The sequence below is a fragment of the Nocardia sp. NPDC004151 genome (assembly GCF_042874235.1).
In the GTDB taxonomy this organism is placed as follows: domain Bacteria; phylum Actinomycetota; class Actinomycetes; order Mycobacteriales; family Mycobacteriaceae; genus Nocardia.
On sequence record NZ_JBIAMR010000012.1, the window covers coordinates 137,186 to 158,683 of the forward strand.

25 protein-coding genes are annotated in these 21,498 nt (G+C 67.8%); 13 read left to right on the forward strand and 12 right to left on the reverse strand.

The genetic code is table 11. From position 1 onward, the window contains the following. Window positions 1-2 precede the first annotated feature (2 nt). Window positions 3-536, reverse strand: a complete 534-nt coding sequence (locus tag ACFYTS_RS25500) for a hypothetical protein (protein WP_387307633.1) — start codon at window positions 534-536, stop codon at window positions 3-5. 106 nt (window positions 537-642) lie between these two features. Here ACFYTS_RS25500 and ACFYTS_RS25505 point away from each other — a divergent pair, with 106 nt between their 5' ends. Then, entirely contained in the window at window positions 643-954 is a 312-nt protein-coding gene (locus ACFYTS_RS25505) for a hypothetical protein (RefSeq protein WP_357286610.1), read from the forward strand. Window positions 955-963: 9 nt separating this feature from the next. Here ACFYTS_RS25505 and ACFYTS_RS25510 read toward each other — a convergent pair whose 3' ends face one another. Both ACFYTS_RS25510 and ACFYTS_RS25515 read right to left on the reverse strand, forming a co-directional pair. Further along, on the reverse strand, window positions 964-1,239 hold the full coding sequence (locus tag ACFYTS_RS25510; protein ID WP_213560441.1) for an Lrp/AsnC family transcriptional regulator: 276 nt from the start codon (window positions 1,237-1,239) through the stop codon (window positions 964-966). Beyond that, window positions 1,236-1,679, reverse strand: coding sequence for a MarR family transcriptional regulator (locus ACFYTS_RS25515; protein ID WP_357286607.1), 444 nt, complete (start codon window positions 1,677-1,679; stop codon window positions 1,236-1,238). Before ACFYTS_RS25515 ends, ACFYTS_RS25510 begins: the two co-directional genes overlap by 4 nt. 90 nt (window positions 1,680-1,769) lie before the next feature. On the opposite strand from ACFYTS_RS25515, the gene ACFYTS_RS25520 reads away from it, so the two are divergent. From ACFYTS_RS25520 to ACFYTS_RS25535, 4 genes are all read left to right on the forward strand, one after another. Next, a complete protein-coding gene (locus ACFYTS_RS25520; RefSeq protein WP_387307636.1) occupies window positions 1,770-2,621 on the forward strand; it encodes an NAD(P)H-binding protein in 852 nt (283 codons plus the stop codon). Between the two features lie 117 nt (window positions 2,622-2,738). Continuing rightward, window positions 2,739-3,917 carry a hypothetical protein gene (locus tag ACFYTS_RS25525; protein ID WP_387307638.1) on the forward strand — a complete coding sequence of 393 codons (1,179 nt, stop codon included), beginning with the start codon at window positions 2,739-2,741 and terminating at the stop codon, window positions 3,915-3,917. After that, a complete protein-coding gene (locus tag ACFYTS_RS25530) occupies window positions 3,914-5,164 on the forward strand; it encodes a hypothetical protein (protein ID WP_387307640.1) in 1,251 nt (416 codons plus the stop codon). The genes ACFYTS_RS25525 and ACFYTS_RS25530 overlap by 4 nt, the downstream gene beginning before the upstream one ends. Window positions 5,165-5,510: 346 nt before the next feature. After that, the gene (locus ACFYTS_RS25535; protein ID WP_387307642.1) at window positions 5,511-6,800 is read left to right on the forward strand and encodes an ATP-binding protein; all 1,290 of its coding nucleotides are present in this window, start codon (window positions 5,511-5,513) and stop codon (window positions 6,798-6,800) included. Window positions 6,801-6,955: 155 nt separating this feature from the next. Here ACFYTS_RS25535 and ACFYTS_RS25540 read toward each other — a convergent pair whose 3' ends face one another. Further along, window positions 6,956-7,423 (reverse strand): carboxymuconolactone decarboxylase family protein, encoded by a 468-nt coding sequence (locus ACFYTS_RS25540; protein WP_357286590.1) that lies wholly within the window; start codon window positions 7,421-7,423, stop codon window positions 6,956-6,958. 348 nt (window positions 7,424-7,771) lie between these two features. Here ACFYTS_RS25540 and ACFYTS_RS25545 point away from each other — a divergent pair, with 348 nt between their 5' ends. Continuing rightward, entirely contained in the window at window positions 7,772-8,548 is a 777-nt protein-coding gene (locus tag ACFYTS_RS25545; protein ID WP_357286587.1) for a YdcF family protein, read from the forward strand. Between the two features lie 66 nt (window positions 8,549-8,614). On the opposite strand, the gene ACFYTS_RS25550 is transcribed toward ACFYTS_RS25545, so the two are convergent. The 5 genes from ACFYTS_RS25550 to ACFYTS_RS25570 all read right to left on the reverse strand — a co-directional run bounded on the left by ACFYTS_RS25550 (window position 8,615) and on the right by ACFYTS_RS25570 (window position 13,776). Further along, window positions 8,615-9,067 carry a MaoC family dehydratase gene (locus ACFYTS_RS25550; protein ID WP_387307644.1) on the reverse strand — a complete coding sequence of 151 codons (453 nt, stop codon included), beginning with the start codon at window positions 9,065-9,067 and terminating at the stop codon, window positions 8,615-8,617. A gap of 11 nt (window positions 9,068-9,078) precedes the next feature. Next, window positions 9,079-10,563 (reverse strand): long-chain fatty acid--CoA ligase, encoded by a 1,485-nt coding sequence (locus tag ACFYTS_RS25555; protein WP_387307646.1) that lies wholly within the window; start codon window positions 10,561-10,563, stop codon window positions 9,079-9,081. A 35-nt stretch (window positions 10,564-10,598) separates the two neighbouring features. After that, window positions 10,599-11,756 (reverse strand): acyl-CoA dehydrogenase family protein, encoded by a 1,158-nt coding sequence (locus ACFYTS_RS25560; RefSeq protein ID WP_387307648.1) that lies wholly within the window; start codon window positions 11,754-11,756, stop codon window positions 10,599-10,601. 94 nt (window positions 11,757-11,850) lie between these two features. After that, window positions 11,851-12,600 (reverse strand): 3-oxoacyl-ACP reductase FabG, encoded by a 750-nt coding sequence (fabG, locus tag ACFYTS_RS25565; RefSeq protein ID WP_357286577.1) that lies wholly within the window; start codon window positions 12,598-12,600, stop codon window positions 11,851-11,853. Between the two features lie 24 nt (window positions 12,601-12,624). Further along, window positions 12,625-13,776, reverse strand: a complete 1,152-nt coding sequence (locus ACFYTS_RS25570) for an acyl-CoA dehydrogenase family protein (protein WP_387307650.1) — start codon at window positions 13,774-13,776, stop codon at window positions 12,625-12,627. Window positions 13,777-13,920: 144 nt separating this feature from the next. On the opposite strand from ACFYTS_RS25570, the gene ACFYTS_RS25575 reads away from it, so the two are divergent. Both ACFYTS_RS25575 and ACFYTS_RS25580 read left to right on the forward strand, forming a co-directional pair. Then, window positions 13,921-14,598, forward strand: coding sequence for a TetR/AcrR family transcriptional regulator (locus ACFYTS_RS25575; protein ID WP_387307652.1), 678 nt, complete (start codon window positions 13,921-13,923; stop codon window positions 14,596-14,598). An 89-nt stretch (window positions 14,599-14,687) separates the two neighbouring features. Continuing rightward, complete coding sequence (locus ACFYTS_RS25580) at window positions 14,688-15,767, forward strand: alkaline phosphatase family protein (protein WP_387307654.1); 1,080 nt, start codon at window positions 14,688-14,690, stop codon at window positions 15,765-15,767. Between the two features lie 67 nt (window positions 15,768-15,834). Here ACFYTS_RS25580 and ACFYTS_RS25585 read toward each other — a convergent pair whose 3' ends face one another. Next, entirely contained in the window at window positions 15,835-16,437 is a 603-nt protein-coding gene (locus tag ACFYTS_RS25585) for a dihydrofolate reductase family protein (RefSeq protein ID WP_387307656.1), read from the reverse strand. A gap of 202 nt (window positions 16,438-16,639) precedes the next feature. Between ACFYTS_RS25585 and ACFYTS_RS25590 the strand changes: the two genes are divergently transcribed. Then, a complete protein-coding gene (locus ACFYTS_RS25590; protein ID WP_357286567.1) occupies window positions 16,640-16,786 on the forward strand; it encodes a hypothetical protein in 147 nt (48 codons plus the stop codon). Window positions 16,787-16,795: 9 nt separating this feature from the next. Here ACFYTS_RS25590 and ACFYTS_RS25595 read toward each other — a convergent pair whose 3' ends face one another. Next, window positions 16,796-17,476, reverse strand: a complete 681-nt coding sequence (locus ACFYTS_RS25595) for a DNA alkylation repair protein (RefSeq protein ID WP_387307658.1) — start codon at window positions 17,474-17,476, stop codon at window positions 16,796-16,798. An 86-nt stretch (window positions 17,477-17,562) separates the two neighbouring features. Here ACFYTS_RS25595 and ACFYTS_RS25600 point away from each other — a divergent pair, with 86 nt between their 5' ends. Both ACFYTS_RS25600 and ACFYTS_RS25605 read left to right on the forward strand, forming a co-directional pair. After that, window positions 17,563-18,066 (forward strand): DUF2231 domain-containing protein, encoded by a 504-nt coding sequence (locus ACFYTS_RS25600; RefSeq protein ID WP_387307660.1) that lies wholly within the window; start codon window positions 17,563-17,565, stop codon window positions 18,064-18,066. A gap of 34 nt (window positions 18,067-18,100) precedes the next feature. Continuing rightward, window positions 18,101-18,544, forward strand: a complete 444-nt coding sequence (locus tag ACFYTS_RS25605; protein WP_387307662.1) for a hypothetical protein — start codon at window positions 18,101-18,103, stop codon at window positions 18,542-18,544. Between the two features lie 8 nt (window positions 18,545-18,552). Here the strand turns inward: ACFYTS_RS25605 and ACFYTS_RS25610 are convergent, their stop codons facing one another. Continuing rightward, on the reverse strand, window positions 18,553-19,542 hold the full coding sequence (locus tag ACFYTS_RS25610) for an SDR family NAD(P)-dependent oxidoreductase (RefSeq protein ID WP_387307664.1): 990 nt from the start codon (window positions 19,540-19,542) through the stop codon (window positions 18,553-18,555). A gap of 149 nt (window positions 19,543-19,691) precedes the next feature. Here ACFYTS_RS25610 and ACFYTS_RS25615 point away from each other — a divergent pair, with 149 nt between their 5' ends. Then, window positions 19,692-20,843: a sensor histidine kinase gene (locus ACFYTS_RS25615; protein ID WP_387307666.1), complete on the forward strand. Its 1,152-nt coding sequence runs from the start codon at window positions 19,692-19,694 to the stop codon at window positions 20,841-20,843. Next, window positions 20,840-21,490, forward strand: coding sequence for a response regulator (locus ACFYTS_RS25620; RefSeq protein ID WP_387307668.1), 651 nt, complete (start codon window positions 20,840-20,842; stop codon window positions 21,488-21,490). The genes ACFYTS_RS25615 and ACFYTS_RS25620 overlap by 4 nt, the downstream gene beginning before the upstream one ends. Window positions 21,491-21,498: the final 8 nt, after the last annotated feature.

Below are 21,498 nucleotides of genomic sequence, written 5' to 3' on the forward strand. Positions count from 1 at the left end.
ACCTAGGTCGTGGCCTCGATGAACCGGCGCATGCCATCGAAACTCTTGATGCCGGGCGCGGTTTCGAGGGAGCTGGACACGTCGACGCCGAAGGGCCGGTGGGTGGCGATGACCTCGGCGACATTGTCGGGGGTCAGTCCGCCCGCCAGTACCACCTGACCGGGCGCTTTCTCGAGCCAGTCGGGGAATTCGGCGAAGACGCCGGAGCCGTGGCTGGCGTCGTAGAAGAAGTACCGGCAGCTCTGGCCGGGTTCGGGCCGCTCGGCCGAGCAGTAGGCCAGGTTCGGCAGGTCGGTCCAGTGGTAGAGCTGGATGACGTCGAAGTCGTCGATCACCTCGTCGACTTCGCTCCGGTCGAAGGCGACCACGAACGATTCGATCCGGCCGCGCGCGTAGGCGGCGAGTTCGCGGGCTCTCGCGGGTTCGACGTACCGCTTGCTCTTGGTGGTGCCGACCACGCCGATGGCGGTGTAGCCGAGGTCGACGGCCCAGTCGATCTGTTCTTCGGTGGTCAGTCCGCAGACTTTCACGAACATGGGTTCCTGCCTTTCCCTGGGCGGATTGCTCAGAGTGTCCTGGGAGTTCGGGTCCCTCGGCGGCGCGTGGTCGTTCGGCCGTCCACGGCGGCGTTACAGTTCCGCTATGCGATACGCGGTGGTGCTACCCGGCCTGGTGGTCGTGCTTCTGGGCCTCGGAGTCTCGGTGAGCGCCGCTCATCCCTCGGCCCGGGCCGAGGCCACCGATGCCGGAGGCCTCTCGGTGGACGGCCGCGGCTACGGCGTTCCGTCCGATTGTGTGACCGTCCGCCGCTGGCCGCATCGGCTCGAGGTCGCCAATTCGACCAGCTTGCCGGTCAGCGTGTACCTGCTTCCCGGGTGCAAGGGCGGGGTGACGCACGTGATCGAACCGGGTCGGAGCGGCCGGGCGCTGGGCGCCTCGGTGCTGACCCGCTGATCCGGGCGGCTATTCGCCGATCGAGAATCCGGCTTCCACGTCCGCGCGCGAGTAGGACTTGAACGCGATGTGGGTGGCGGTGCGCAGCACGCCGGGCGTCTTGTTGATGTGCCCGGTGACGACGTCGGCGATCTCCTCGTGGTCGCGGACCCGGACCTTGGCGATCAGGTCCACATCCCCCGCGCACGAATAGACCTCGGTCACCCCCTTGATGTCGGCCAGTTCCTGCGCGGTCTCCGGAATCCGATCCGGTTCGGCGGAGATCAACACGATCGCGGTAATCATGTGCCCAACTCTAGTGGTTCGCCGAGCAGGTCGGCGGCGGCGTGGTGGATCTTGGCGAGCGCGGACATCAGGTGTTCGCGTTCGTCGGCGGTGAGGTCGGCGGTGACCTTGTCCGACAGCGCCTTCCGGTCGGCTTCGACGGGTTCGCGCAGTTCGCGGCCGTGATCGGTGAGCCAGAGCCGGACCAGGCGGTTGTCCTTGTCGTCACGGCGGCGGGTGAGCAGTCCGGCGGCGGCCATGCGGGTGGCCATCTTGACCACGGTCGGCGTGGTGACGTTCAGCGCGGTCGCCAGCTCCCCCGGGGTGCGCCCGTCCCGTTCCCACAGCGCGGCCAGGACGTGGTTCTGCCCCAGGTGCAGGCCGAGGCGGCGCATATCGCGATCAGCCAGGGCGCGCAGGACTTTCGAGGTGCGGCCGTGCAGATCGAGGAACTCGGTCACGGAGCCTCCATACGGGTGTGGTCGGGCATTGACGCTCAATCGTTAGCCGTCTAATGTTTTTCACTAGACGGCTAACGATCTGGAGATCTCATGCTACTGCTGACCGGAGCGACCGGGAACATCGGCCGCGAACTCACCCGGATTCTCGATTCCCGCGACACCGATTTCCGCGCCCTGGTGCGCGATCCGGCGCGCGCGGCGACCCTGCCCGCCCGCGCCGAGGCCGCACTCGGCGATCTCGACGACCCCGCGAGCGTGGACCGTGCCATGTCCGGAGTCACCGCCCTGTTCCTACTGGTCCCCGGCATCGGCCTCGACCACACCCGCACCCTGCTGCGCGCCGCCGAACGAGCGGAAGTGCGGCGAATCGTCCTCGTCTCTTCGGCCCACGTCCTGATCGACCCCCTGCCCTCCATGGGCACCTGGCACCGCGATCGCGAGAACCTGGTGCGCGACACCGGAATTCCCGCCACGATCCTGCGCCCCGGCGGCTACATGTCCAATGCCCTGGAGTGGATCCCCCATCTCCGCTCCGGCGACCCGATCCTGGACCCCTCGGGCCCCGGCCGTTTCGCCCCCATCGACCCGGCCGACATCGCCGAGGTCGCGGCCCGCTGCCTGACCGAGCCCGGCCACACCGGGCAGGCCTACCACCTCACCGGCCCAGACCCCCTGACCGTCGCCGAACAGGTCGCGATTCTCGCCCGAATCCTGAACCGGGACATCAAGGTTCGCGAGACGACGACACCCGAGGAGGCGGTTGCCGCCCGATACCCCCAAGGCGCTCCCCCCGCCCTGACCGCCGCCATCATCGAAGGCTTCGCACTGCTGCGAGCCAATCGCGCCGACGCCCGGACCGACACCGTCACCGAACTGCTCGGCCGCCCGCCACACACCTTCGCGGCATGGTGCGAGGCACACCGCACCGCCTTCACCGACTGACGGACTCCCCGAATTCTTTTGCACCGGTCGCGGGATGCGAACCGCGACCGGTGTACTCGGAACCGCTACTTCCTGGCAGGCTCGATCGCTAATGTCGAGCGCACGGACGCGGTGCAGGTGCAGAAGAAGCTCGAGCTGTCTCCTGATGAGGACTTCATCCTCACGGTGTGGCAGTACCGGATGATGCAGCGCGACATCGCCGCATCGAAGGGCAAGCACCTGCCGTCCAAGCGCGAAATCCGCAATGCCTTCCGCGACGCCGCGGTTGCGGCGATCATGCAGCGCAGCGAGAAAGATTGGTCCCGCGCTATCGCTGAGGTTGTCAGCCAGATCCTGGTGGAGGGCGAGTCTCCGAATCTCGAGGCGCTCGAATCCGCTGGGCCAGAGATCTTCTCGGTCGTGGCCCGAAGGTCACGAGCTCTGCTTCTGCTGATCGACTTGTATGGCTTCGAGCCATGGGTGGAGGGCAGGTGGGAGAAGGCTGTCCGCGCCGAGGCTCTCGTCGCAGCTCATGGGTCGATGGATCAACTTCATCCAGAAGACCTCCATGCTGTGGAAACCGCATACAAGGACGCGATCAAGAAGCTGTCGAAGGCGAGTAACTGGAGCAAGTACGCGCTCCTCGCCGGAGCCGGTCTCGGACTCGGTGTCCTGACCGGCGGTCTCGCCGCACCCGCAATCGCGGGTGCGTACGGAGCGCTTGTTCTCGGCTATTCGGGCGCGGTCGCTACTTCCGCGGGCATGGCCGCGATCGGTGGCGGCTCTCTTGCCGCCGGTGGTCTGGGAATGGCCGGTGGTGCTGCCATCATCACCGGCGTCAGCGGCGCCGTAGGGGCCGGGGCAGTCACGCTCGCGGGTAAGGCATCCGGGTTCACGGCAGCTCGCATCGCGGCCGACGCCATCCGACTCCACGTCGTGACTCAGCTTGTCCTTCGTGATGTCGACGGAAACGAAGAGGCAGCGAAGGCCGTCATCGTCAGTCTCCGCGAGCGAGTCACAAACCTCGGCAAGACCGTCGTGGCCCTTGCCGAGCGAATCGACGATCTCCGTGCGCAACTCGAGGCCAAGCAGGCGGAGCTGAGCGCGGAGAGGGGCCAACGCCTGGCTGCCGAAGATCGCGTCGCTCGCTTCCGCATCGTCGCCGACCGGCTCAAGGAGCGTGTCGCCGGGCCTGAGAGTGAGGAACTCCAGGCCCTGATCGCCGAACTCGAAGACCTCGAGAGCGAGAAGAAGACCGTCGAGGGCCTTGCTCAGGGCGTGTGCCTCCTCGCAGACGACCTCGAGGACGCGGCGTGAGCACCGCCGGCAACGACTCCAGCGACCGGGTCTCGCCGATCGATGACGACTACATTGGCAACTTGGACGCACTCACACGCGACCTGGACGACATCGAGCTGATCGCCGCAACAGCGCTTTCGGACAAGCCGATCGACCAGGCAGCGAGTGAGCGTATCGCGAGCATTCCGACAGACCTCACCTATTCCGAACTCACATCCTGTCATCAGGATCGTCGCGCAGTCGAGGGTTGGGGAGAGCCCGAACTGGCCGATATCCTCGACCCGATCGCGCTGGAACAGCTCGATGGATGGCGGGCAGCCCAACGGATTTCGTGGGAACGAAGCGACCTGGTGACGGTCGGCATCGCGGAGCTTATCGGCGCGTTCGGCAACCTCTACGACAACTGCGTAGACGCTTCGGTTCTCGGTGGCCTGTCCTTACTGAAGAAGAGCGACCTGCTGCGCCGGTGGGAGAGGGAGGCCGCCCGACTTCCGATCGATTACACCGGTCCAAGATTCGGCGGTCCGGCCCATCGCGTCCGGTCCGCGGGCCACGACATCGGCCGGTTCTTCAACGCCCTCGATCAGATCCGCACCGGAACCTTCGAAGGAACCTGGTGGAACGACGGACAACGGATGGTCGAGCGCGTGACGGCAACTCGATCCGGTCTACCGTTCGTGCAGGCACCCGAGCCACGTCTCGCGCTCGCTCTCTTGCTGAAGCACTGGGTCGCCGACTTTGTCACCCCGATGAACCTTCCGCTGCCCGGGTGGACGCTTCTCTGCGAGATGCCGAATCCCGACCTGCGGAAGTTCGCCAATGACGCGTACGCAGGCACCAATGCCGGTAACGGGTTGAACCTTCGCTCCGCAGTATTGACACCTGGGCTGGGGATGGTCGCGACCGATATAGTCGTGCGAACCCACTCGCACCTCGGGGCCTACCTTTCCACAGGCACCGCACGCCTGACGACCTCCGCGAGGGCCAAACACACGGAGATGCTTCTCGCCGCGCACTCGGTAGCCGGAGCGGTCAGCTTGTCGAAGACCGCGGCGGCGACAATCGCTGGTGAAACCGCAGTTGCCGCTCGACATCTCAATATTCCTGTTCTCATGCGGATCGGCATGCTCGCGCTGAAGGTCCGCTCCGATGCCGCGGCCCGCGCGGAAGCCGGAGCACCGTCGTGGGAACAGCTGCTCGCTGCGGAAGCCGCGACTTGGACCTTGCCCGAGGCCGTCACCATCGCAGACCTGTTGATGACCTAGCCGTGCCCGGACGCCCAGGACGTGCCGGGGCCCCGGAAAACCTGCGGACCTGTGCCGAGGTATCACGACTTCGAGCCCCGTCAGCTTCCGACAGCGCATTCCATCGAATCCGTCTGCATGGCCGCGCATTCCAGCCGAGGCGAACGAGCTGCTGCGCCCAATTGCGGTGGCGGGCACAACACCGGAAGCCATCCAAACCTGCCGTATCCACGAATCACAGTGGTGCAGGTGCGGAGACGATGTTCCGCAGATACGGAGGAATCCTCCGTGAAAACGCGGAAGAAATCAGTGTGTAAATGCGGAAAATATTACCCCGGAAAGCCGCCTTGTAGTGCATAGTAACGGCATGGATGTCCTGCTCACAGGAATCGCGCCTCGTCGGCTCTGCAACGTGCTTCAGGCTCGGGTCGCCGAGGAGCCCGTTGTCGTTCTCAATGGACCTCGCACTGTCGGCAAGAGCACCCTGTTGGCGCACCTCGCGGCCGCCACCAATCGGAAGGTCATCGACTGTGATGATCCAGCGACCCGGGCCGCGGTCCGCAACGACCCGGGGCGATTCGTCGGGGGAGACGACTTGGTGCTGATCGACGAGTATCAGCTTGTCCCGGAACTACTCGATGCGATCAAGGCCGAACTCAACCGCGACCTGCGGCCGGGACGGTACGTACTCGCAGGGTCCACTCGCTATTCAACGCTCCCACAGGCCGGCCAGTCATTGACCGGCCGAGTCGATATCCTCGACGTCCTACCCTTGTCCCAGGGCGAAATCGCCGGCACACGAGAGAGTTTGATTCACAGCCTCCTGGAGGGCGACCAGCCGGACTTCAGCGGCTTCACATCCGATACCAGCCGGGACGAGTACGCACGCCGGATCACCTCCGGCGGCATGCCGGTCGCCCTGCGCCGCCCGCCGGGACGATCACGAAACCGATGGTTCGCGAACTACCTCGAGCTCGTCCTCGAACGGGATGTGATCGAACTCAGCCGCGTTCGCCAACGAGAGATGCTGCCACGTCTGCTCGAGCAGCTCGCCGCCCGCACCGCGCAGGTGCTCAACATCTCCACGGCAGCACAGAACATCGGCATGGAGAAGTCCAGCGCCGAGAACTATGTCCGGCTGCTCGAAGCCGTCTTCCTCGTCCACCGACTGCCAGCCTGGGGAACCACCCTTGGCTCACGGATTGCCCGCCAGCCGAAGCTGCATGTCGTCGATTCCGGCGTCGCGGCCTGGCTGCTCGGCCTGACACCGGGCAAGATCGCCGCGGCAGATCCAGCAGTCCTCACCCAATACGGCCATCTCACCGAAACCTTCGCGGTCGGAGAGATTCTCAAACAACTCAGCTGGTGGGATGCCCCGGTCACGGTCGGCCACTTCCGCACCGGTACCGGTGATAAAGTCGACCTCGTGGTGGAGGCGGACGACGGCTGCGTGATCGCGTTCGAGTTCAAGGCCGGAACCCGAATCCACGGCGAAGATCTCCGCGGCATCCGCGCGCTCCGAACCAAACTCGGCAACCGCCTGACGACCTCGATCATCCTCTACACCGGCCCACACGCCTACCGCCATGAGGAAGGCAGCCTGGTGCTCCCGCTCGATAGTCTGTGGACCGCGTCGAGTGGACACGGAGCCCCCTGAAACTCCTTGCGCCAGTGGCGGGATTCGAACCCGCGACTTCTGCCATCACACCGGCTGGACCACCCCACGTCCTGCGCGCCAGGGCGTCGGTGGCGACAAGGACAGTAGCCGCCCGCCGCGGAAACCGGTATCGAATTTCCGCGGCGGGTGAGCGGTCACCACTGGCCGGGGGTGTATTCGCCGCCCAGTTGCCCGGAGATGACGTTGAGGCGGTTCCAGGCGTTGATGGTCGCGATCAGGGAGATGAGCGCGCCGATCTGGTCGTCGTCGTAGTGCTTGCGGACCTGGGCCCAGGTGTCCTCGGTGATGGCCGAGGAGGTGTCGGCCAGGCGGGTGCCCTCCTCGGTGAGTGCCAGGGCGGCGCGCTCGGGCTCGGTGAAGACGGTGGATTCGCGCCAGGCCGCGATCATGGCCAGGCGGACGGGGGTCTCGCCGGCGTGGGCGGCGTCCTTGGTGTGCATGTCCAGGCACATGCCGCAGTTGTTGATCTGCGAGGCGCGGATCTTGACCAGTTCCTGGGTGGCCTTGGGCAGGCTGGAGTCGTCGATGACGCGGGCGGCGGTGACGATGCGCTTGCTGAACTTGGCGGCGATCTCGTTCTCGTACAGGGCGAAGCGGGTCATCGTTCTCTCTTTTCTGGTGGGTGTTCGTTGGCTTCATGAGGTTGACGACGTGGCCCGCAGAGGTGTGACATCGCCTCGCATGTGAGCCCGGTCACCCCCGGAAAGAGGGGTCTGGCGCGAAATGTGAATCTGGATTTCACCAATTCGCCTCCGCGCGGCACGATCCCACGCGATCATGAATCGGTAGATTGTGAACCGACCGGTAGTCACATCCCGGCTACCTAGGGGGTTGCGATGCTCGAATCAGGCAGACACCGCCGCGTCTCGTCCGCGAGCCAATGGCAGTGGGTTGTTCCGCAGCTGCGGCGCACCCCGCCCGGCCGACATCATCGGCAGACACCGAACACCTTGCGCACCAAAACCTTACAGGCGCTGCTTCCCGGAGCGACGGTTGTCGCCCTGGCGGCGGTGTCGACCCCGGCGCACGCCGAGGTGGTGAACCCGGCTCCCGCCGAAACGCCCGGCCCGCCGCTCGCGGACTCGGGGACCCAGCCACCGGCCGAGTGGGAGGCGCCGCAGCAGGCCGTCTCGGAGACCCGGCTACTACCGGGCGACTCGGCGGACCGGCCGCCGCAGATCGATCCGGTATTCGGCCTGTCCCAGGACCTGCCGGCGACCTTCGACGCGGTCAAGTCCATCAATATTCCGGGCATGGATCTGCCGGGCCTCGATCTGCCCGCGCTGTTCACCCCGGACACCGCGATCGTGGTGCTCGGCTACGGCCTGCTCCCCGACGGCCAGATGCGCCCGGAACTCATGGCCCGCCTCTACGCCGGCTACGTCTCGGCGCTGCTGTCGCCCCAGGCTCCGGTCATCGTGACCGGCGGCAATCCGCAGAACGGCGTCACCGAGGCCGATGCCATGACCGACTGGCTGGTCGAGCGCGGCATCGACCGCAATCGCATCCACGCCGAGACCAAAGCGAATTCGACGGTCCAGAACGCCGCCTTCTCGGCGCATCTGATGGATGTCATCGGCGCGCACGCCGCGATCCTGATCACCTCCGCGGATCACATCGCGCGGGCGCTGACGAATTTCCGGGCTGCCGGAATTTCGGTGGTGGCCACCCTGACCCCGGATTCCGCGCCGCTGTCGGCCCAGCCGTTCGGGCCGGGCATGAAGTAGGCCGGTCCCGGAAACTCGAAGGCCCGCTGATCGATTCGATCGGCGGGCCTTCGGCGTGCGCTGCCCTCAGGCGAGGTAGCGGGCGATGCTCTCGGCGACGCAGGCGGGCTTGTCCGCGCCCTCGATCTCGACGGTCATGGTGCGCACGGCCTGCACACCGCCGGGGATGTCGGTGACGGAGTCGAGGGTGAGCCGTCCCCGGATGCGGCTGTCCACCAGCACCGGGTTGATGAAGCGAACCTTGTTGAGCCCGTAGTTGATCGCCATGGTCGCCGCGCTGACGGTCATGATCCGCGCGGTCATCGGCACCACCAGCGACAGGGTGAGGAACCCGTGGGCGATGGTGCGGCCGTAGGGTCCGGCGGCGGCGCGGGCGGCGTCGACGTGGATCCACTGGTGGTCGTCGGTGGCGTCGGCGAAGGTGTCGATGCGGCGCTGGTCGACGGTCATCCAGTCGCTGACGCCGAGTTCGGTTCCGGCGGCGGCCCGCAGTGCGTCGAAGTCGCTGAAGTCGATCATGGTCCTGCCCTTCAGAGGTATCGCTGCTTCAATTCGCGCTTGAGGATCTTGTGGGTCGGGCCCATCGGGAGCTCGGTGACGAACTCGACGCGGCGCGGGTACTTGTACCGGGCCACATGCTCTTTCGCGTACTCGATGACGTCCTCGGCGGTGAGCGGCCCCGACGGCACGACGACCGCGAGGATCTCCTCGCCGTAGTTCTCGTCCGGCACACCGATCACCGCGACCTGCGAGATGTTCGGGTGCCGCAGCAGCGCGGCCTCGACCTCGGTCGGGTACACGTTGAACCCGCCGCGGATGATCATCTCCTTGATCCGGTCCACGATCCGCAGGTAGCCGTCCTCGTCCTTGACGCCGAGGTCGCCGGTGCGGAACCAGCCGTCCACCATGACTTCCGCGGTGGCGTCGGGCCGTCCGGTGTAGCCGCCGAACACATTGTGGCCGCGGATCACGACCTCGCCGACGGTTCCGGCGGGTTGCAGGTCGATGCGTTCGCGGACGGCGGCGTCGGCGATCTCGACGTCGACGCCCCACACCGGGTGCCCGACGGTGCCGGTCTCGGGGCCGAGCAGCGGCTGGTTCACCGTCGCGGTGGGCGAGGTTTCGGACAGCCCGTAGCCCTCGAGGATGTGCGCGCCGAACACCTTCTCGAATTCCTCGATAATGACCGGCGGCATGGCCGCGCCGCCGCTGATGCACAGCCGCAGCGCGGGCAGCGTGGTCGCGGTCGCCGCGGCCTCGAGCAGCCCGTGGTACATGGTGGGCACGCCGTGGAAAGTGTTCACGTTCTCCCGCACCATGAGCTCGATGGCCTGTGCCGCATCGAATCTCGGCATCAGGACCAGGGTCGCGCCGAGCCGCCAGTGCGAGTTCATGGACACGGTCTGCCCGAACACGTGGAACAGCGGCAGCGCGCCCAGCGCGATGTCTTCACGCGTGACCTCGTTGGCGTCGAATGCGTTGACCGTCGCGCACATGACCATATTGAGGTGGCTGAGCTCGGCGCCTTTGGGGCGGCCGGTGGTGCCGCTGGTGTAGAACACGACGGCGGTGTCGAGCGGGCTGCAGGCGACGAACGCCGGAATCGCCTCGCCTGAAAGCTCTTTCGGATCCACGCAATCGATGCCGACCCGGGTCGCGGCCTCCGTGCCGACGGCCTCGACCATCGGATGACACACCATCAGCTTGGCCCCGCTGTCGCGCAGCACGTACTCGGCCTCGTCGGCGGTGAGCAGCAGATGCACCGGCACCACGGTCGCGCCCGCCGCCAGGATGGCGAAGTACGCGCGCGGGAAGTCGGCGGTATTGGGTCCCATGAGCGCAACCCGGTCCCCCGGCCGTACCCCGAGTTCGATGAGCGCCCCGGCTTGTTCGCGGGCTTGCCGCCACAGGTCGCGGAAGGTGATGCGCTGCTCGCCCTCGATGAGAGCGAGGTGGTCGGGCCGCCGCCACGCCGGTTCGGCGAGGATGCTGGCCAGGGAGAGAGTCGCGTTCATGGAGACCTCGGGTTCGATCGGGTCGGGGTGCGGGCCTAGAGCCCCATGTCCTTGGCGATGATCATCTTCATCACCTCGCTGGTGCCGCCGTAGATCCGATTCACGCGGTTGTCGGCGTAGAGGCGGGCGATGGGGTATTCGTTGATGAACCCGTAGCCGCCGTGCAACTGCAGGCAGCGGTCGATGACGCGGTGGGCGACCTCGGTGCAGAACAGCTTGGCCGAGGCGGCGTCGGCGGCGGTGAGGGTGCCGTTGTCGAGAGCGTCGAGGGCGCGGTCGACCACAGCCTCGGCGGCGTCGACCTCGGCCTGGCAGGCGGCGAGCTCGAACTTGGTGTTCTGGAAGCCGGCGACCGGCTGGCCGAACACGTTGCGCTGCTGGGTGTATTCCTTGGCGAACCGGATGGCGGCCTTGGCCTGCGCGTACGCGCCGACTGCGATGGAGGCGCGTTCCTGGGGCAGGTTCTGGCCCAGGTAGGAGAAGCCCTGGTGCTCCTCGCCCAGCAGGTCCTCGACCGGCACCTTGACGTCGGTGAAGTTGAGTTCGGCGGTGTCGGAGACCTTGAGGCCGAGCTTGTCGAGCTTGCGGCCGACGGTGTAGCCCGCCGACTTGGTGTCGACCGCGAACAGCGAGATGCCGTGGCGGCGATCGCCTTCCGTGGGCGCGGCGGTGCGGGCGCAGACGATGACGCGGTCGGCGAGCACGCCGCCGGTGATGAAGGTCTTGGAACCGTTGAGCACGTAGTGCGTGCCGTCCTCGGACAGCTTGGCGGTGGTGCGCATGCCGGCCAGGTCCGAGCCGGTGCCGGGCTCGGTCATGGCGATGGCGAACATGGTCTCGCCGGACACGAAGCCGGGCAGCCAGCGCTCCTTCTGTTCCTGGGTGGCCAGGTTCAGGATGTAGGGCAGGCACAGCCCGACGTGCACCCCGGACCCGCCGAGCGATACCGCCGCCCGCGCGCATTCCTCGATGAGAATGGCCTGAAACTTGAACGATTCGATGCCCGCGCCGCCGAACTCCTCGGGCACCTCGATGCCGAAGACGCCGAGTTCGCCCAGCTTGTAGTAGAACTCGCGCGGCGCGATGCCCTGCTCGTACCACTGGTCGTACACCGGCACGACCTCGGCTTCGAGGAAGGCCCGCACGGTCTCGCGGAAGGCTTCGTGATCCTTGTCGAAAACTGTTCTCTGCATTCTGAGCTCTCCAGAAGTCGTTCTTGCGAAAGGGGTTTCAGGGGAAGCCCGGCCGCGGGACGAGGAGGCCCGAGCTCCCGAGAGTCGGGGTGTCCTAGAGACGGCGTCCGCCGTCGACGTAAATGGTCTGGCCGGTGACGAACGAGGCGTCGTCGGAGACCAGGAACGACACCACGTTGGCGATGTCGGCGGGCTCACCGACGCGGCGCAGCGGGGTGATCTTGGCGGCCTCGGCACGGAACTCCTCCGGCGAGACACCGACGCGGGCGGCGGTGGCGTCGGTCATCTCGGTGACGATGAACCCGGGCGCGACGGCGTTCACATTGATGCCGAACGGCCCCAATTCCATGGCGAGCGTGCGGGTCAGGCCCTGGATGCCCATCTTCGCGGCCGAGTAGTTGGCCTGCCCGCGGGCGCCGAGCGCGGACACGCTGGAGGTGTTCACGATCTTGCCGGACTTCTGCCTCACCATGTACTTCTGCGCCTCGCGGGTGCACAGGAAGGCGCCCTTGAGGTGCACGGACATGACCAGGTCCCAGTCGTCGACCGACATCTTGAACAGCAGGTTGTCGCGCAGCACGCCCGCGTTGTTGACCAGCACGTCCACCGAGCCCAGTTCCGCGGCGATGCGTTCGAACGCGGCGGCGACCTGGGCTTCGTCGGTGACGTTGCAGCCCACCGCGATCGCGGTCCCGCCCGCGGCGGCGATGGCGTCCACGGCGTCCTTGCAGGCGGCCTCGTCGAGATCGACGATGGCGACGGCGAATCCGTCGGCGGCCAGGCGGGCCGCGGTGCCCGCGCCGATTCCGCGGGCGGCGCCGGTGACGACTGCGACTTTCGACATCCGGTTATCTCCCTGTGTGAGTGGTCAGTTGAAGGCGTTCACGCCGGTGAGGGCGCGGCCGATGAGCAGTTTCTGGATCTGGCTGGTGCCCTCGTAGAGGGTGAGGACACGCGCGTCGCGCAGGTACCTCGCGACCGGGTACTCGTCGATGTAGCCGTAGCCGCCGAACACCTGGATGGCGTTGTTGGCGGCTTTCACCGCGGCCTCGCTGGCGAACAGTTTGGCGACCGAGGCCTCGGTGCCGAAAGGCTTGCCCTTCTCCACCAGGTCCGCGACCCGCCAGGTGAGCAGCCGCGCCGCCTCCACGTCGACGGCGATATCCGAGATCAGTTCCTGGACCAGCTGATACGCGGCGATCGGCTTGCCGAACTGCTCGCGCTGTCCGGCGTATTTCACCGATTCCTCGAGGCAGCCGCGCGCGACGCCGACGCATCCGGCGGCCACGCCCATGCGGCCCTTGTCGAGGGCGGCCATGGCGATCTTGAAGCCTTGGCCGAGGTCGCCGAGCCGGTTGGCGTCGGGCACCCGGACCTGGTCGAGGACCAGTTCGGCGGTGGCCTGGCCGCGCAGCCCGAGCTTGCCCCTGATCTCGGTGCGGGTGAATCCGGGCGCGTCGGTGGGCACCAGGAACGCGGTGACGCCCTTGGGGCCGGGTCCGCCGGTGCGCGCGAAGATGATGGCGACCTCGGCCCAGGTGCCGTTGGTGATGAAGATCTTGGTGCCGGACAGCACCCAATCGTCGCCGTCGGCAACGGCTTTGGTGATCAGACTGCCCGCGTCCGAGCCGGTGCCGGGTTCGGTGAGGCCGAAGCACCCGAGCGCTTGCCCGGCGCACAGCCGCGGCAGCCATTCTCGTTTCTGCGCCTCGGTCCCGTAGGTCTTGATCGACTTCGACACCAGGCCCAGTGACACCGACACGATGCCGCGCACCGAGCTGTCGCCGCGGCCGAGTTCTTCGAGCAGCAGGCAGTAGTCCAGGGCGGTGCCGCCGGAGCCGCCGTACGCCTCGGGGATCTCGATGCCGAGGAAGCCCATGTCGCCGAGCTTGCCGACGATGGCGGTGTCCACCGATTCGGCCCGGTCCCAGGCGGCGGCGTACGGGACGACTTCCCTGTCGACCCAGGCGCGGGCCAGTTCGCGCAGTTCGCGCCGCGACTCGCCGAGTTCGAAGTCCATGGTTGCGATAGCTCCTAACCAAACGTTGTTAGGTTTATGACTCGACGGTATCCTAACAGCGTTCGGTTTATCAAGGATCCGGTGATAAGTTCGAGAGCCACCGGAGCGCCACCGGTGTCGCCGGACCCCCAGGAGGTGAGCCGCATGGCAAGGCCGAAAGTGCCGCTGCTGAGCCGCGAACGCATTCGCGACGCCGCGCTGACCCTGATCGACCGCGACGGCCTCGCCGAACTGTCCATGCGCAAGCTCGCCGCCGAGCTGGGCGTGCAGGCCGCTTCGCTCTACACCCACTACCCCACCAAGGACGCCGTCCTCGACGACATCGGCGGCATGCTCATGTCCCGAGTCGACGCTTCATCCTTCGATCGAGGCTGGCGCATCGGTATCACCCACTGGGCCCACTCCTACCGCGACGCCCTGGTCCGCCACCCCAATTTCGTCGCGTACCTGGCCGCGGGCCCCGGCACCCGCGACGAGAATCTGCGCACCGCGGACGCCGTCCACGGCGGCCTGGTCGCCGCGGGCTGGCCCCCGCGCGACGCCACCAATATCGGTGCGGCGACCCGCTACCTGGTCATGGGCGCCACCATGGGCTCGTTCTCGCGCGGCTTCGTCGACGACGTGCAGGTCTACCGGGACCGGTACCCGCACCTGGAGCAGGCCCACCTCTTGCGCGCCAAAGCCGACGAAATCGACGCGGAGAGTTTCGAATTGGCCCTGTCGGCCTTCCTCGACGGCCTGCAACTGCGCTTCGACGCGATCGAGCGGGAGCGGGCCCGCCGCCGGCAGTCGCGCTCGAACCCCCGCGCCGACCAGAAATGAGACCCGCAGGAGTTTCACTCTGCGGGACAATTCTGGTCAATTGTCCGAATTTGCTGCGGAAGTGCCGCACCCCCGCTAACCTGCCGCGCATGTCTGGAACTCGTGCATGGGTGGCCGCCGTCGCGCTGGCCGCACTCCCGCTGGCGTCGGCCGCCCCGGCCACGGCCGCTCCCGTGGTGAACAAGGTCGTGGTGATCGGCATCGACGGCACGCTGTGGAGCGAGGTGCAGGCGGCGAACGCGCCGAACCTGGGCCTGCTCGCCGCGCAGGGCACCCTGGCCCGGACCTCGATCGCCCCGCACACCACCATGTCCTGTGTCTCCTGGGCGACGGCGTTGACCGGCGTGTGGGACACCAAGCACGGCATCAAGGACAACGACGCCACTTGCAACCCCGCGCCTTTCGCGCAGTATCCGACGGTGTTCACGCAGTTGGAGCGCTACAAGCCGAGTCTGGCGACGGCGTCGCTGGGCACCTGGGACAAGATCGGCATGATCGCCCGGACCGGAAGTCCGGCGGCGGACAAGGTGTCGGTGACGCAGGTCGACCCGACGGGCGCGGGAGTCTGTGAGACGACGGCGGATTCGGCCGCGGCGGCGAAGGTGGTGTCCTCGATCACCGACGACGGCGCCGATTTCACCTTCACCCACCTCGATCAGGTCGATATCGTCGGCCACACGCTGCGCGGGGTCTGGCCGCAGGCCTACCGTGACGCCATCGGCCGGGTGGACACGCTGGTCGGCAATATCACCAAGGCGGTGGACGACCGGGCCCGCACGCACGCCGACGAGCGCTGGACGATTCTGGTGACCACCGATCACGGCCACAAGCCCGAGGGGGGCCACGGCGGCCAGAGCGCTTACGAGACAGCGAGTTTCGTGATCGCGCGCGGCCCCGACTTCACCGCGGGCGCCCAGAACAACGGCTACGCGCTGGCCGACATCACCCCGACGGTGCTGGATCTGCTGGGCGCCCCGGCCGATCCGAACTCCGACGGCCGGTCCATGCGGCTGGGCGGCTCGGGCGACCCCGCCGTGACCCCGCCGAACACGCCCGCCCTCGATTCCGGGCTCACCGGTTCGTCGTCGGGTTCGGCGCAGATGCTGATGGTCAACAACCCGCTGTGCCTGGTGGCCAGCGGATCGGCCGGCGGCTCCTACGGCAAGTAGGCTTCGCGACGCCCAAAAGCCGGTCCCGGGTTCGGTTCCCGGGACCGGCTTTCCCGTGGATGGGTGATCAGGAGATGAGCCCCGCCGCGTCCGCGTACCCCGCGGGAGCGGGCTCCTCGGCGGGCCCGTACACCATGTGCACCACCCCGGTCTTGAACGGCGTGGCCGAGATCAACCGCAGCGGAACCGAATTCCCCTCGTCGAACAGCCGCACCCCGCCGTTGCGCAGGGCCACCGGATGCACGAGCAGGTGCAGCTCATCCACCAGTCCGGCGGCGAGCAGCTGCACCACCACCGACGGCGAGCCGCTCATCGCGATGTCTCCGCCCGCTTCCGCCTTGAGCGCCGCGACGCCCTCGACCAGGTCGCCGCGCAGCTGCTCGGAGTTTCGCCACGTGAACTCCAGCTCCTCATGCGAGACCACGACTTTCCGCAGATCGCCGAGCGCCTTCGCGAACCCGGCGTCCTCGCCGCCCGCGGCCTCCCGCTCGGGCCACGCTCCCGCGAACCCCTCATAGGTGGCGCGTCCGAACACCAGGGTGTCCGCCCCGGCGACCTGAGCCGAAACCGCTTCCCCCATCTCGTCATTGAAGTACGGGAAGTGCCAGTCCTGGGGCTCCGCCACGATTCCGTCGAGTGAGATGAACAGTCCCGCCGTTACCTTGCGCATCAGTGTGCTCCTCGCCGATCAGTAGTCGAATGTCTCGCGCGCTCACCTGATACGACGGCGTCCCCGCCCGAATCTCATCGCTCCCTGCCCAATTCCCCCCGATTCCTCCCCGCGCGCCCCACCGCCGCCACCACGCCGCCCATCCCATGGTGCGCCCGCTCCCGCCCCTCATACGGTTGAATCCCGACTTGTGGAGCCCACCGTGAAGCGCCTGCTCTTCCTGGCGGCAGCGATCATCTTCGCCGCGTCCACCTACACCTACGCCATCTCCCCCGGCCACTACGGCGCGGTCATCGCCGCCGGCGCGGTCCTCACCCTCTGGTTCGTCGGCAAGGCGATGGACTCCTGAACCGTTCGGCTATCGCTGCCGGCGCACGATCTCGTTGATCCAGATGGGTGCGTACGGCGAGGTGCAGTGGGGCGGGGTCGGATAGTCCTTCAGAACCTCCAGGCGTTCGCCGATGTCGATGGCGCGGGCACGCAGGTCCGGGTGCGCGATGCCGATCTGGGCCAGGCAGGTGTTCATCGCCCATTGCAGGCGATCGGGAGCGTCCTTCATCTCGGCTTCGATGGTGTCGAGGAGGGCGGGTAGATCGAGGCCGTCAGGGCGTTTGGTGACACGGTCGGCGGTGAGGGCCCACCCGGCGCTCGCTACGACCGGGTCGGGGTCGTTCATCCAAGCCAGGCGCAGTACCTCGGTGTTCGGGTTCTTCTTCACGAGGTAGCCGACGAGCCAGTCGTGGACCTTGGGGGTGCGCGCTTCGCGGAGCATGGTGTCGAGGTCGGCGCGGCCGTACTGCTTGGGGCGGGAGATGAGGATCGCGAGGAGTCTGGCGGCGCTGTCGCCGGTCTTCCACAGTTGGCGGGCCAAGTCCTCGCGGGGGCCGAGACGCTTGGCGAGGGCGCGCAACGTGGTCAGGTTGACGCCGTGGTCGTCGCCGTGCCGCTCGTTGACGGCACGGGCCTTGGGGTCTTCCAGGGCGGCCAGGTCGGCCAGCACGGCGGTCAAGGTCGGCTCGGGCACGGAAGTGCTGGTCACGCGACTCACGATAGCGCCGATCGTGATCTCCGAGCGGGAACGGGTATGCGGCAGGTAGTCCTGCTCGACCTGGTTGGGAGGTTGCGATGACCGCTGATCCACAGCGGGCGAAGCGTCCGGTGAGTGCGGCGCTGGCCGGGCCCTACGGCCATCCGTTCCATCCGATCCTGGTCACCGTGCCCATCGGGGCGTGGGTGGCGAGCGTGGTGTTCGATCTGGCCTCACACATCGCCGGGGATCCGGACGCGCTGGCGTACGGCGCGCGGTGGCTGATCGCCATCGGCGTGCTGGGCGCGCTGGCCGCGGCGACCGTCGGGTTCCTGGATTTCCTGGCCATTCCGGCCGGAACCCCGGCCTTCCGCATCGGGTTGACGCACCTGAGCCTGAATCTGGCGGTGACCGTGGCGTTCGCGCTGGATTTCTGGTGGCGCGGCACGCCGGACGGCGCGGTGCCGATCGGCCCGCTGGTGTTGTCGCTCGTCGCGCTGGCGACGTTGTCGGTCTCCGGCTATCTCGGCGGCAAGCTCGCCTACCGCTACGGCGTCCGGGTCGCCGACGAGTCCACCCAGGCGGAGGGTTTCCGCCGCTGAATCCCCATCCCCTCGCATTCGACAGGAGTTCGTCATGGCCATCGCGGCACTGATCACCTGGCTGCTCACCGCAACGGGCGGCTTCGTCCTGCTCGGCACCTGGATCGCCAAAGGCGGTGTGCGCGAACCGCGTACCAGCCATCTGCCCCCGCCTGTCGTCTTCGGCCACTTCCTGCTGGCCGTGATCGGGCTGGTGCTGTGGATCATCTATCTTGTCGTCGATTCCGACGCCCTGGCCTGGGTCGCCTTCGGCTTCCTGGTGCCGGTAGCGGCGCTCGGGTTCGTGATGCTGCTGCGCTGGCTCCCGGTGTTCCGGGAGTCGCGGACGCTTGCCGCGGAACCGGCTCCGGTATCGATCCCGGCGCGGGAACCCGCCGAACGACATTTCCCCGTGTTGATCGTCGGCGGCCACGGCCTGTTCGCCGTGATCACCGTCGTGCTGGTGCTGCTCACCGCGCTGGGGGTAGGAGCCAGCTGAGGAAACCATCAGGCGTGCGCGGTCTTTCCGCCGTCGATCACCAGTTGCGCACCGGTCAGGTAGGGGAACTCCGGTGACGCCAGGGTCAGCGCGAAGGCCGCGATCTCCTCCGGCGTGGCGAGCCTGCCCAGGCCGGGCACATTCGATGCCGCCCACTGCTTCATCGCGAGCCGGTACACGTCGTCGGGTAGGTGGCCGATCGGGCTGGCATCGCGGACGAGGTCGGTGTCCGTTGTACCCGGGACCAGGGCATTGACCCGAATCCCCTGGCCCGCGTAATCCAGTGCCGCGGACTGGACCAGACCGACCAGACCGCGTTTGCTCGCCGTGTAGGCGGCACGGCCGGAATCGGTGGCCAGCGCATTGCTCGACGCCGTGACCACGATCGTTCCGCCGCCGCGGCGGATCAGGTGCGGGACTTCGTATTTCATGGCCAGGAAGCTGCCGCGCAGGTTGGTGTTCACGACGCGGTCGAACTCGTCGGCGGAGTACTCGTGCAGCGGCTTCTGGATGGTGATGCCCGCGTTGTTGAACGCGACATCGAGTCCGCCGTAGCGCTGTACGGCGGCGTCGACGAAGTCGCGGACGTCGGATTCGATCAGCACGTCGGCGTGGATGTAGGTGGCTTCGCCTCCCGCCGAGCGGATCTCGCGCTCGACGGCGCGGCCCCGGTCGACGCGGCGTCCGCAGAACGCGACGCGGGCGCCCTCGGCGGCGAACAGCCGGGCCGCGGCGGCGCCGATCCCGGAGGTGGCTCCCGTGATCACGACGACCTTGTTCTCGAACCGTCGCGCCGAGGGCCGCAGGTGTGGTGGATTCGCGTCGGACGCGAGCGCGACTCCGCCCGCGACGCCCGCGGCCGCGCCGGCCACCAGTCCCCCGGCCACCGCGCCCAGGACCCGTCTGCGGCTGGGACCGCGCTGCGGTGGCTGCGCCGCCGGATCGTCCAGCTTGCCCGTCTTCGCGTCGTCGTTCGCCGGATTGTCGTTGCTGCTCATGCCTTTCACTCTCGCCGCCGAACCGGCGTGCGGGATCCGACCACGGGCCCCTCCGATCGGCCCGATGTCGGAGACCGATCTCCTCCCTGCGGAGGAATCGCCGGTCCTCACGGTTACGCCATGATGGGAGCGTGGTTGGTTCCTCCGGCGTGACCCGAAGTGCCGAGTCGCTGCTCGGCGAGCGCATGCTGCCGGTCCGGCTCGCCGTGCTGACAGCGCTGGCAGCGGGTTGTCTGCTGCTGCTCGGGAACGAGCCGACTGTCTTCGACTGGGCGACAGGCCTGCTCGCGGTGCTGGCGACGGCCCTCGGGGTGCGCCGCCCGATGGCGGCCTCGCTGCTGACGACCGGGCTGCTGGTCCTCGGCTTCGAATTCGGCCATACCGGACCGATTGTCGCGAAGGTCGCGGCGGCCTTCGCGCTCGGCGAACTGACCGCTCGCCGTGGCGGCCGGCCTTCCTGGCCGGCGGCGGGCGGACTGGGTGCGGCTTACCTGCTGCATCCGGTCGGCGGAACCGCGGTGATGCTGTATCGCGCGGTCGTCATGGCCGTATTGCCGCTGTTCGTCGGCGGTCTGCTGCGCTCCGCGTGGGCCCGCGCCGAACAGTCCGCCCGCGAGGCGGACGCGCTCGAACAGCGCCGGGCGAGTGAGATCGCCGCGGCCCGGGAGACCGAGCGGACCGCCATCGCCCGCGAACTCCACGACCTGATCGCCCATCATGTCTCCTCGACCGTGCTGCGGGTCGGAGTCGCCCGCCACGCGGTGCCGGACGCGCCGCCCGCACTGCTGGAAGTCCTCGACGACATTCACTCGACCGGCAAGCAAACCCTCACCGATCTGCGGAAATTGGTGACGATCCTGCGAGACCCGGCGGGTGACGGCGCATCCTTCCTGGCTCCCGCGGACCTGCCCGCCGCGCTCACCGGGACGGTCGAGCGCGCCCGCCGCGGTGGCCTGGCCGTCACCGCGAACGTGGCCGAGGACGTCACCGCGGTGGACGCGTTGCGTGCTCTGACCGTGCTGAGACTGACCCAGGAAGGACTGGCCAATGTCGTCAAACATGCCGGGCCGGAGGCCACCGTGTGGCTGACCGTCTCCGTCGACGCCTCCGGTGAACTCGATTTCACCTTGCGGGACAACGGCTCTCCACGACCGGACCGGTCCCGGCTGCCCGGCGGGGTAGGCCTGATCGGGCTGCGTGAACGCGTCGAGCTGCTCGACGGCGTGTTCGACGCGGGACCGAACGGCTCCGGCTGGCGGATCACCGCCCGCCTCCCCCGCCGCATCGGTGCGGCCGCATGACGATCCGCGTCCTCATCGTCGATGATCAGCAACTGGTCCGCGCGGGCCTGCGCATGCTGTGCCACACCGCCGACGACCTCGAGGTGATCGGCGAGGCCTCCGGCGGTTCGGACGCAGTGCGACTGGCCGCCGACACCACACCCGATGTCATCCTGATGGACTTGCGCATGCCCGGCATGGACGGAATCCGCGCGACCGAACGAATCCTGGCCGCCCGCCCGTCCGCCCGGGTGCTGGCCCTGACCACCTTCGACGACGACGATCACCTCTACCCGGCGCTGGAAGCCGGAGCCTGCGGATTCCTCGTCAAGGACGCCGCCCCCGCCGACCTGCTCGACGGCATCCGCCGCGCCGCGATCGGCGAACGCCCGTTCTCCCCGGACGTCCTGCACCGCCTGGTCGAATCCGCGGTGGCCGCCCGCTCCGACACCGAACTCGCCACTCCCCCGGACCTGTTCCCGTTGACCCGCCGCGAAGCGGACGTGCTGGCGCTGCTCACCGAGGGCCTGTCCAACGCCGAGATAGCCGCCCGCCTGATGCTCGGCGTGACCACCGTCAAAACCCACGTCACCAACCTGATGGCGAAAACCGGCTCCTCCAACCGCGTCCGCCTCGCCATCTACGGCCTCCGCCACGGCGCACCCTGAGACCCCGG